Annotated in this window: 10 protein-coding genes and 1 rRNA gene; 4 read left to right on the top strand and 7 right to left on the bottom strand. The window is 36.0% G+C overall.

Translation table 11 applies throughout. The annotated features are described in order from the left end of the window. The 4 genes from BM179_RS24900 to BM179_RS24885 form a co-directional block, all read right to left on the bottom strand. Positions 1–89: ribosomal RNA gene (locus BM179_RS24900) — 16S ribosomal RNA — on the bottom strand; the annotation flags it as partial. Between the two features lie 728 nt (positions 90–817). Next, a complete protein-coding gene (tyrS, locus tag BM179_RS24895) occupies positions 818–2,125 on the bottom strand; it encodes a tyrosine--tRNA ligase (RefSeq protein WP_092019866.1) in 1,308 nt (435 codons plus the stop codon). Positions 2,126–2,217: 92 nt separating this feature from the next. Then, positions 2,218–3,450 carry an S-adenosylmethionine:tRNA ribosyltransferase-isomerase gene (locus BM179_RS24890; protein ID WP_310586986.1) on the bottom strand — a complete coding sequence of 411 codons (1,233 nt, stop codon included), beginning with the start codon at positions 3,448–3,450 and terminating at the stop codon, positions 2,218–2,220. A 114-nt stretch (positions 3,451–3,564) separates the two neighbouring features. After that, positions 3,565–4,077, bottom strand: coding sequence for a DUF1648 domain-containing protein (locus BM179_RS24885; RefSeq protein ID WP_092019865.1), 513 nt, complete (start codon positions 4,075–4,077; stop codon positions 3,565–3,567). A 243-nt stretch (positions 4,078–4,320) separates the two neighbouring features. Between BM179_RS24885 and BM179_RS24880 the strand changes: the two genes are divergently transcribed. Further along, the gene (locus tag BM179_RS24880) at positions 4,321–4,875 is read left to right on the top strand and encodes a cob(I)yrinic acid a,c-diamide adenosyltransferase (RefSeq protein WP_092019864.1); all 555 of its coding nucleotides are present in this window, start codon (positions 4,321–4,323) and stop codon (positions 4,873–4,875) included. A gap of 81 nt (positions 4,876–4,956) precedes the next feature. Next, positions 4,957–6,021 carry a branched-chain amino acid aminotransferase gene (locus tag BM179_RS24875; protein ID WP_092019863.1) on the top strand — a complete coding sequence of 355 codons (1,065 nt, stop codon included), beginning with the start codon at positions 4,957–4,959 and terminating at the stop codon, positions 6,019–6,021. A gap of 81 nt (positions 6,022–6,102) precedes the next feature. On the opposite strand, the gene BM179_RS24870 is transcribed toward BM179_RS24875, so the two are convergent. Next, positions 6,103–6,687, bottom strand: a complete 585-nt coding sequence (locus tag BM179_RS24870) for a hypothetical protein (protein WP_092019862.1) — start codon at positions 6,685–6,687, stop codon at positions 6,103–6,105. A 390-nt stretch (positions 6,688–7,077) separates the two neighbouring features. On the opposite strand from BM179_RS24870, the gene BM179_RS24865 reads away from it, so the two are divergent. Both BM179_RS24865 and BM179_RS24860 read left to right on the top strand, forming a co-directional pair. Then, positions 7,078–7,737 carry a response regulator gene (locus tag BM179_RS24865; RefSeq protein WP_092019861.1) on the top strand — a complete coding sequence of 220 codons (660 nt, stop codon included), beginning with the start codon at positions 7,078–7,080 and terminating at the stop codon, positions 7,735–7,737. Positions 7,738–7,952: 215 nt separating this feature from the next. Next, the gene (locus BM179_RS24860) at positions 7,953–8,396 is read left to right on the top strand and encodes a LytR/AlgR family response regulator transcription factor (RefSeq protein WP_092019860.1); all 444 of its coding nucleotides are present in this window, start codon (positions 7,953–7,955) and stop codon (positions 8,394–8,396) included. A gap of 366 nt (positions 8,397–8,762) precedes the next feature. Here BM179_RS24860 and BM179_RS24855 read toward each other — a convergent pair whose 3' ends face one another. After that, positions 8,763–9,545, bottom strand: coding sequence for an SH3 domain-containing protein (locus tag BM179_RS24855; protein WP_092019859.1), 783 nt, complete (start codon positions 9,543–9,545; stop codon positions 8,763–8,765). Beyond that, positions 9,542–10,756: a glycoside hydrolase family 19 protein gene (locus BM179_RS24850; protein WP_143095321.1), complete on the bottom strand. Its 1,215-nt coding sequence runs from the start codon at positions 10,754–10,756 to the stop codon at positions 9,542–9,544. The genes BM179_RS24855 and BM179_RS24850 overlap by 4 nt, the downstream gene beginning before the upstream one ends. Between the last annotated feature and the right edge of the window lie 18 nt (positions 10,757–10,774).

The raw sequence follows: 10,774 nt of genomic DNA, 5'->3' as shown, positions 1-10,774 counted from the left end.
CGCCACTATGTATTGCTACACCGTTCGACTTGCATGTATTAGGCCTGCCGCTAGCGTTCATCCTGAGCCAGGATCAAACTCTCCATTGTAAATGTTTGTTTGATTGTTCTGTCTATTTCTTATTAAAGAATCTTAACAATAACAATCCTTGTCTTAGATCCTTAATATCTCTTTATTCTATCTTATCAGCACGTCAAAGAACTCTTTTATCAAAAAATCGAATCAATCAATCTTCTAATATCGCCGTCAAAACTCTTTCGTCTTAACTCTTATTTTTTTACTCTCTCATCGTTTGGGAGTGCAAAGGTAAGAAGCTTTTTTTTAAAAACAAAAAAATATTTAAAATATTTTTTCAGCCTACCCTCTCTATCTCGCTCTCCTAACCCGCTAAACCTATTCTCTCTCTCCTCAACCTCTCTCGTTCCCGCCGTTTGGGAGTGCAAAGATTCACCTCTTTTTTTTATCCACCAAACCTTTTTTCAAAATATTTGCAACTTTTTGATCTCCCACAATCCAACTCCCTAAGAAACACTCATTTACACCTTGAAAAAAAATTGAACTTTTTTGCAACAAGAACACTCCCTACCACACTACCTTTTTCAACCATTATATTTATTCTCAATTTTCTCCTGTTTCTATCCCCCCCCACCTACATTTACCACAACATCAACCTCTCTCTATTCCTAATAAAAATACCTAAAACTTCCAAAAAAGGTACACTTTGCCTCATAACAATCTTCATTTACTGATAAAAAAAGAGCGGTATTGAAGAAAAAGTCTTTTCAATACCGCTCTTTTTTATTTTTAAAGAATCAAATTATACCAATTTTACCACAAAAGTTTTCTGCTTACCAAAGTTTACTATGATATAACATCCCCTTAGTAAGGTAAAATTCAAGGTTTGATTTGCATCCTGTACTTTATTCTTATTAATACTGACAGCATTTGAGGCAATTGCCTTACGTGTATCTCCTTTTGATTTGAAGATAACCGGCTCTCCTTTCTCATCAACTATTAAGGTAGCAAGGAAATCTGTTACATTACCACAGTTATCATAATCAGACTTTTTCACATTAATTGTATCCAAGGCCAGAATAACTTCTTCAGAAGAGCTTTCAAAAGTCTCTGTAATATTTTTATCAAACAATAATTCTGAAGCCGCCAGCACATTCTCATAATCTCCTGAAGAATGTACTCGTATTGTTACGTCCTTAGCCAGGGCCTTTTGCATAATACGTAAATGCGGTGCAGCAGCATGTTCTGTTTCCAGGGTTTCAATCTCTTCTTTATTATATAAGGTAAAGACCCGTAATAATCTCGGACAATCAGTATCTGCCACATTTAACCAAAACTGGTAAAACTGAAATGGCGAAGTCATGTTACGATCTAACCATACATTTCCGGATTCAGACTTTCCAAACTTTGTTCCGTCTGATTTGGTAACTAATGGAGTGGTAAGTGCAAAGGCCTTATTTTCTATTTCTTCAGCACCACCTTCTTTTCTTCGTATAATTTCTGTTCCCGTTGTGATATTGCCCCACTGATCAGAGCCACCCATTTGTAAACGGATATTCTTATTTTTATATAACCAATAAAAATCATATCCCTGCAACAACTGGTATGAAAACTCAGTAAATGAAATGCCGGTTTCAAGTCTCTTTTTCACAGAGTCTTTCGACATCATATAATTTACCGATAAAAATTTACCAGCTTCCCTCAGAAAACCCAGAAAAGAAAACTCTTTGAACCAGTCGTAATTATTAACCAATTCCGCAGAATTAATCCCCGAATCAAAATCCAAAAATTTAGCCAGCTGTAATTTGATACATTCCTGATTATATCTTAATGCTTCCTCAGAAAGAAATTCTCTTTCTGCTGCTTTTCCGGACGGATCTCCAATCATTCCGGTTGCCCCTCCAATCAAAGCGAAAGGTTTATGTCCTGATAACTGAAATTGCTTCAGCAACATTATTGTTGCCAGATTTCCGATGTGTAGTGAAGAAGCTGTCGGGTCAAAACCAATATAAGCGGCAGTCATTTCCTTGTTCAACTGCTCTTCGGTCCCCGGCATCATATCATGGAGCATTCCTCTCCAACGTAATTCTTCGATAAAATTCTTAGTCATTGTAGTATATAATAAGCAGTATCTGCTGTTGTTAGCTGTCTGATGTGATCGAAAACAGTCATTTTCTTTCTCTTTTTACAAAAATATAAAAATCAGGGTAATAGTAATGACGAATCTCCATAACTAAGGAAGCGATAATCTTTCTCCAATGCTTCCCGGTAAATCTTTCTCCAATCTTCTCCGATCAGGGCGGCAATTAATAAAATCAGGGTGCTTTCCGGCTGATGGTAATTCGTTACAATCCCTTTACAGAGTTTAAAGACATAACCCGGAAAAATAAAAATCTCTGTTTCGCCTGTAATCTCCTCTACCTGATCTTCAATCATTCTATTGAGTATCGCATGAAGTGCATCTTCTGCTGTTGCTGAATTATTCCCGTACTGATAAGGATAAAGCTTTTCAATAAAAAAATCAGGATTCTGATCTTTTTCAGTAAGTAGTTTCACTCCATACCAATACAAACTCTCGAGGGCCCGCATAGAGGTTGTTCCCACCGGAATAATATTTCCAATGTTTTGAAGGAGGGTTTCAATATTTTTTCTACTGAAAACAAGCTGCTCATTATGCATTTTGTGTTCCAGAATATTTTTAACCTTGATTGGCTGAAATGTTCCGGCTCCGACATGCAAAGTTAAAAAGTCCTGCCTGATTCCTCTTTGACTCAGATCCTGAAGCACTTCTTCCGTAAAATGCAGTCCGGCCGTCGGAGCAGCGACTGCACCCTGTTTTTCAGAATAAACAGTCTGGTATGTTTTTAAATCCTCCTCGGTGGTTTCTCTGTTTAAATAAGGTGGTAAAGGGATTTGTCCAAAAGCCTGAATAATCTCTAAAAAATCCGGAATATCCTCATGACTTTCAGTTTTCAATTGCCATGAAAATTTCACATGTGATTTCTCATCGTCAAACCATTCAGCTTTTACTTCTACTTCTTTCCCGTCTATCTGAAGCGTCATTTCGAGAGAATCTCCCAATTTCCATCTCTTCCTGTTTCCGATCATACATTCCCATACACATTCAGACCTGATGTTCATCGCCAGATTGATTACCGGCGTCGGCAACACCGGATGAAGCAGGAATATCTGAATAACGGCTCCGGTAGTTTTGGGGAAAAGCAGTCTGGCAGGAATTACTTTAGTATTATTAAACACTAAAAGGCTTTCTTCAGGCAGAAAATCACCGATTGCTTTAAAGCCTGTATGTATAATTTCACCCTGGCGATAAACCTGCAATTTCGATTCATCTCTTTTGGGCAAAGGAAACTTAGCAATTCGCTCATCCGGCAAATCGTAAGTATATAGTTCAAGATTAATTTCGGGAATATTCAAGACTAATTTTCTGGCAACTAAAGAAAACAGCTCGTGAAACTTTTATCAGCTCATCGGGCATGTTTTCCGAATCTTTTCAAATAGAATTATAAAATCCTTTAAACAGCAGTTTTATTAATATTCAGCCTTTACTTCAGGATTTGTATAAAGAAGTTTTACCGGCAGATAAAACAACCATGCGATCATTAATACCAAACCTATTATAATAAGATATGTATAACTTGAGTCAAAAGTACGTTCGTCATTTAATAATAACAGGACTCTTAATACAAGAATTAAAAAAGTATTAATTATGGCAGGAAGAAAGTTGAACCAGTTTGAGATCGACTCATTAAGTTGCTTGGGTTCTTCTATCCATTTTTTATTCGGAAGCCATGACCAGGCTCTGACCGGAAGTTTTTCAACACTTTTAGCCAGCAGAATTAACAGAATGTTAATACCCAGCATAATCCCTACAAACAGATAAAATACTTCATCTTTTGGCAAAAATCCATCTCCACGTCCTGATTCATTAAAATGCACAGCTGTCGAATCCGGAAGACCACGGTAAGTGAAAAGTAAAAAAACAATAAAGGCAATAATTGAAGCATATCGCCAGGTACGTGAAACAAAGAATTCTATGGACATTTTTGAATAAATTATCTACCTTGAAAAATTCCACATCTTTCTGATGACAGATTCCGGTAGGAAACGCTTATAAATGACAAAATCAATTTTTCCGCAAAATTACAGTACCTCCTCCATGAAATCTAATGATTTTTTCGAAAACTCTTATATCGTTGTTATGACAAATATTTTTTGAAGATTTTTCAATAAAACTTCCTGTAAAAAACATAGTTTTGTAATGCCAAATAAAATTTGGTCGGAAATATGAAAATTTATACCAAAACAGGTGATAAAGGTACTACGTCCTTAGTTGGTGGAACCCGGATTTCAAAAGCGGAATTAAGAATTGAAACCTACGGAACTATCGATGAATTAAACGCTTATATAGGATTAGTCAGAGATCAGCCTGTAAATTCAGTACGGAAAGAATTACTTAAAGAAATTCAGGACAGATTGTTTACAATTGGTTCTATTCTTGCTTCCGAACCTGAACAGGTAAGAAAGAAAATTCCTGATCTGCTTGAAAGTGATGTTTTTCTCCTTGAAAAGGAAATGGACCAAATGGATTCACAACTTGAACCTATGAGGTACTTTATTTTACCGGGAGGACATACATCGGTTTCATTCGGACATTTGGCCAGAACTGTTTGCAGAAGAGCAGAGCGTCTGGTGATCAGACTTGCAGAGAAAGAAGAGAGTCAGATTAATGACCTTATTATAAAATATCTTAACAGGCTTTCAGATTATTTATTTGTACTGTGCAGAATGATGCATAAAGAGCTTAATATTGAAGAAATTGCATGGAAACCGAGGATTTAACCAGAAAGTATTCCTGACAATAACCGATTCAAAGCATAAGTAACCAGTTCAAAATTCGTAATTTTTAAAATTCATATTACAATGACAGAGACCATCAATATCGAAATCCATCCGATAGAAAAGTCGAGGATAGATGCGGTTGATTTTGACAACCTAGTTTTTGGACGATCTTTTGCAGACCACATGCTGGTCGTTGATTATAAAGATGGAGCGTGGCAAACACCTCAAATTGTCCCGTACGGAAACCTCTCGTACAGCCCTGCGATGATGTCATTACATTATGGACAAGCGATTTTTGAAGGGATGAAGGCTTATAAAAGTGAGTCTGGTGATATTTTGGTTTTCAGACCTTTGGAAAACTGGGCACGACTTAATAAATCAGCTGTTCGTATGTGTATCCCTGAAATTCCTGAGGAAATTTTTATGGGAGGACTTTCTGAGCTTTTGCGTCTGGATGCCAACTGGATTCCTGATAAGCCAGGTTGTTCGATGTACATTCGTCCTTTTATATTCTCTACTGACGAATATGTAGGTGTTTCTCCTTCAAAGACATATAAATTCATTATTTTCAACTGCCCTGTTGGTGCTTACTATTCGAAGCCTTTGAAAGTAAGAGTTGAAACCCAATATATCCGTGCTGCTCATGGCGGGGTCGGTTTCTCTAAAAATGCAGGTAATTATGGCGGATCTTTATATCCGACTAAACTTGCGAATGATGCCGGTTATGACCAGATTATCTGGACGGATGCTGCTGAACATAAATATGTAGAAGAAGCCGGGACAATGAACCTGATGTTTGTCATCAATGGTGCCCTGGTAACTGCTCCGACAGGCGATACGATTCTTGATGGAATTACACGCAAATCTGTATTACAGGTTGCTCATGACTGGGGTATGAAAGTTGAAGAACGTAAGTTATCAATCGAAGAATTGGTGAATGGTATTAAAGATGGTTCTGTTCAGGAGGCTTTTGGAGCAGGAACAGCTGCTGTTATTGCGCCAATCAGTACCATTGGTTTTGAAGGAAATGATTATGTACTTCCTGAACGTCCGGAAGATGCATTTTCACGTAGAGTATATGAGGAAATCAATAACATCAAAATCGGTAAAAAAGAAGATACCCATGGTTGGGTTTACAAAGTTTAAGATTTTGAAACGAACTTTTATATAAAAGTAAAAGCCCTTGTTCATACAGTTCAAGGGCTTTTACTTTTTGTTTCGGACTGGTTAAAGCACCGTTTTCAATTCATTTTCTCTGACAAACAAAATCTTGATACCGGGATCCTTTTCAGTACTCACATCCTGCAAGACAGCACTCTTATTATCCTGCACTTTCCATACAAGCCCCTTTCCATTTACTGTATTCTTTCCGTATTTTCTGGAAAAGTATGTTTTAAACTCTGTGAACAAACTGTCAACCGCTGATTTTCTTTCAACATATACATCCAAAGTAATTGAGGCAACTTTATCACTTTGATCTTTGGTATAAGTTATATCTACAAAATTAAGGTCGGAGTCATCGAAATATTCTGTAAATCCTTTGCCGTTTTCGGGTTGTGTTTCAGACAATGGTGCTTTTTCAGTTTGGACAGTACTTTGAAATAAATCTCCTATACTGATCCCTCTTGCCATTCCGGCATCACTTTTAAGGATTGTTCTGAAAATCGGGGACTGCCCTTCGAGAGAAGAGACAGGGCCGGCAAAACTGTTTACAATCAATGAATCCGGTTTGCTGGTCTCCTGAGATTTTTTGCTGTTACATGAAATGGTAACTGCCAAAACCATAACATAAAGAATAAGTGTTTTTTTCACTGTCGATTTGATTAAGAATGTTGTCCGGACTCCTGACTCAAGAATGGCTTATTCTGGAAATGAGAAATAATACCTGTTCACCAGGAGTAAAAGTCTGTTCGAAGTACAAAAATACAAAAACTCCTGCTTTGAAATCAGGATGTGATAAAAATCAATATTCAAAGTAATCTCCAGATTATTAAAAATGTGATTTTCACAATGTAATAAAAAAATAAAAGTATTCCACATCAAATGAATCACATAATGATGTGATACCTTTTAATAAGTTTTTGTTGTAATATTGTTTGAAAAACCGCTGTCGTTAACATAAAATTAAGTTTAAGTATTATCCTGTAGTGCTGTTAACTCATATAAAAATGTGATACGACCTATATAACCAACACCGTAAAAATGACATCCTATCCAATTAAAATAGTGGTATATGAAGACAATCCTGATTTAAGGGAAGGTTTATCTGTTTTACTAAAAGGATCAATGGGGTTTGAGCTGATAGGTGCGTTTGTGAATTGTGAGAAAGTCGCTGAACAAATGCAGGAGCTAAAACCTGACGTAGTACTCATGGATATTGATATGCCCATTGCCAATGGGATTAAAGGTTTAAAGACCATAAAACAAATTTCGCCTGCCATAAATGTATTAATGTTCACTGTTTTTGAAGATAACGAGTACATTTTTGAAGCTATTTGTTCAGGAGCTGTCGGATATTTACTAAAAAGAACTCCTCCCGCCCGACTCCTGGAAGCTATTTACGACGCTCATCACGGTGGAGCACCAATGACCTCAAGTATTGCCAGGAAAGTATTACAGATGCTTCCTTCCCAGCAAAATGCTATGGTTAAACTTCCGTATGATAACTCACATAATCTGACAGAACGTGAAACCGAAATTCTAAGCTTGCTGGTGAAAGGTAACAGTTATAAAATGATTGCCGATAAATGTGGTATCAGTATGGATACAGTTCGTTCACATATTAAGAAAATATATGAAAAACTTCATGTACATTCACAAACTGAAGCTGTAGCCAAAGCTATTCATGAAAGAATAGTCTGAAGCGGCAGATAGCTATACCCGATTAGATTAATGAGATTCTGAATAATAGTAGTTTTGCCTGAGTTATGTTATGATAGACTGGAAGGTTTAATAGAATTCAATCTCACATCATTGTGTGATTGACAAAGGATATTATTCTCTTCAACTTTGCATTGTTGTCTTGGCTACCAGATAGTGCTTATGAAAGTATTATTGAACCTAAACTAACAACTATCATGATTACAACAACATATACAAAACTTACCTCACTTCCTGTTAGCGCATTAAAAAAGGATGGAAAAAATTCACCTTTGTCTAACAACTTTTCAGAACAATTTATATCTTTGCCCGTATGTTGTAAGAAAAGTATTTCCGTACCCTGGAGTGAGATTTCACATTTGGAGGCTATCAGCAATTATACAATGTTCTATTTTAACAATGGAAAAAAATTGTTGGTATCACGTACAATGAAAGATTTTTTAGCTAAATTAGATGCTAAAATGTTTGTACGTGTACACAAATCTTTTGCGATAAATTTGCATTATCTCAGTCAGTTTGACGTTAAGGAGGAAATGTATGTGTTATTAAAAGACGGAAAAAGAATTTCGATTTCCAGAAGAAAAAAGAAAGATTTTCTCGAAAAAACGAGGAGCTATCTGGGAAACAATATGTTCGGATAGAAAGAAATTAGTGGTTAGGTATTTAGGAAACGGGGGTATCCGTTGGTACCCCATGTTTTTTTACCACCACGCTAAAAATAATAGGTGTAGAACTATTAATTTGCACAGGGAGTTGTTTTTAACGACTCCTTTTGTCTTTTTAAGGCCATACCATTAATTTGAATCAATCTGAAAAGTTGTCGAGCTTACGTCTTAACATTCCCGATACTTACATCAAAGGGTCAGCAATTCGCTGGATATAGACTTAGATTAAAAAGACTATAGGCAGCGTGAGAATGGTCTTCATGGGTTTTATCCCCCAGATACCCCCAAACAGCATTGATATACCAAAAAGAAAAGCAAGCCTTCCGACCTGCTTTATTATAGCTATTCTACATCTGTTTTCTTTATCCAGCCTTCGATGGTTTTGCTGCCGTAGTAGCGGATTTTTAGCCATTGGTTCTTCTCTTCCAAAACCTCAACAATATCACCCTTTAATAGATACATATTGGTCTTTTTGTTGGGAACGCTAAAAATTACCCCTTGCTTTTGGGTCAGTGTTTTAAATTTTATTTTATTAACATTTTGAATCTCTATCATTACTTCTCGAGGTACATTAGTAGCCAAGCGATAAAGATAGCCTATCTGAGGTTGACCTGGAGTCCAACCAAAACCATACTGACTAAATGTGTCTTTATCATAAAACTGATATTGATATAAATGAGCATCAGTTATAGATTCATTTTCAATGGTAGCATGAATAACATTAGCAATTATAATTTCTTTTGAAAAATCAAGAATACAATCATCATGTAAATACTTTTTGTTTTTACTATCATTGAAAAAGTCTATTATCATACTATCATCTTTATACTCATTTGCGATTAGTAAATTAAAAACTGAGTCTTCTACAAAATAATATTTAAAAATGTGTGCATTCCCACTAAATGGTTTAGAATCTTTCGGGTGAAAATCATATTGAAAGCGAGAGTTTTTATGAAATAGAATATACTGCATATAGTTTTCATACTTATATGGTGGATATATATTTTCAGTATCTAACATCCATGTTCTTTCTAACAAGCGTTGACATGATATATTGTTTTGGGCAATTCCTGTAATTTGACACAAAAAAAACAGCCCTAGAAAAATCAATCCTTTATTTCTCATTTATTTAAAATTTTATATGAATCTTCAAATATTATTTTTCTTTTATCGCTATCAACTAAACCTTTATTAATCTTTCCTGTAATCTTATCAAATTCTACCTGTGTGCATCCACTTTTTATCTTATCCGCAGCCTCATTACATGTATTTATATCCCAGTACCACATGCCTGATAAAATATCAATTTCCATATCCTTAAAACCTTCATCAGGATCAGACAACAAACTTTTATAATCACTTGAAAATCCTTTTGAAACAAGCCATTTATTATAAGCTTCATATTGTTTTTTCCAAGTTAGTTGCATAATACCGTGACCTCGATAGGTATATCCATCGCAACTATTCTCATCTCCATTTCCACCCTCACATCGATACACATAGCAAAACAAGTTTTTACCTGCTATTTTACTTGTTACTTCTCCTCCATCACAAATGTATTTTTTAGGTACTTCTGAAATCGACGACCACGAATTCTTATTCTTTACCCTTTGAGAATTATTGTCAGGTGCATCAGGGCATCCTGTATGGTCATAAGGCAATTCTTTCCATGTTAATTTATACCAAATATTCCATCCTGTGCTTTTTTCCTTGTAACAAGTACCTTCACCGCTTTTTGTCCCCATTGCCATTAGTCGACCAGATTCCCAACCAACTTGCCCTAAAAAATGAGCCATCCTCAAAGGAGTATTTATCTCAAACTTATCTGAATATTTGTTCAGTAAAGCAGCCACCTCATCACATCTGTCTTGTGGTGTGTCCGGGAATATCTCATGTAATTGTGTGCCTGTAACGGGAAAGGTAGCTTGATGGTCTTCCTCAGTTTTATCCCCCAAATACCCCCAGACAGCTTCTATTTTCTTGTCCTTCTCTGCTTTATCCAATACATTTACATTCAATACTATATTGCCGGAATTAGCCGCATTAAAATCTATTCCTTCCTGGGTTTTCTGTTTGCTTAAAGGGTTTATTTCGGGGTTGTCTCCATAAAATCTGATCTGCAGATTGTCTATACAAACTTCTCCTACTTTTACCTGACCGGTACCTCCTGCCGGATTGCTAAGTTTATGACTCACTTTGTTTTTTGATATATCTCTTTTGAGCAGCTCAAGGTTGTATATCACACTTTGACAGTTACCATCTCCTGTCAGATAATCCATCAATCCATCACAACCACATTTGATACTGCTTTTGGCTGCTGCCGTTTCTACTGCCAAATCTTCTATTCTGTTTAG

The sequence above is a fragment of the Pseudarcicella hirudinis genome (assembly GCF_900115665.1).
GTDB classification, from domain to species: Bacteria; Bacteroidota; Bacteroidia; order Cytophagales; family Spirosomataceae; genus Pseudarcicella; species Pseudarcicella hirudinis.
The sequence above is the reverse complement of the archived record's forward strand: the minus strand, read 5'-3'. Positions and strand labels throughout refer to the sequence as shown.

Excerpts from the sequence above, each read along its gene's own strand:
- tyrS (WP_092019866.1), bottom strand. The coding sequence starts at position 2,125 with ATGACTAAGAATTTTATCGAAGAATTACGTTGGAGAGGAATGCTCCAT.
- BM179_RS24885 (WP_092019865.1), bottom strand. The coding sequence starts at position 4,077 with ATGTCCATAGAATTCTTTGTTTCACGTACCTGGCGATATGCTTCAATT.
- BM179_RS24880 (WP_092019864.1), top strand. The coding sequence starts at position 4,321 with ATGAAAATTTATACCAAAACAGGTGATAAAGGTACTACGTCCTTAGTT.
- BM179_RS24875 (WP_092019863.1), top strand. The coding sequence starts at position 4,957 with ATGACAGAGACCATCAATATCGAAATCCATCCGATAGAAAAGTCGAGG.
- BM179_RS24865 (WP_092019861.1), top strand. The coding sequence starts at position 7,078 with ATGACATCCTATCCAATTAAAATAGTGGTATATGAAGACAATCCTGAT.
- BM179_RS24860 (WP_092019860.1), top strand. The coding sequence starts at position 7,953 with ATGATTACAACAACATATACAAAACTTACCTCACTTCCTGTTAGCGCA.
- BM179_RS24855 (WP_092019859.1), bottom strand. The coding sequence starts at position 9,545 with ATGAGAAATAAAGGATTGATTTTTCTAGGGCTGTTTTTTTTGTGTCAA.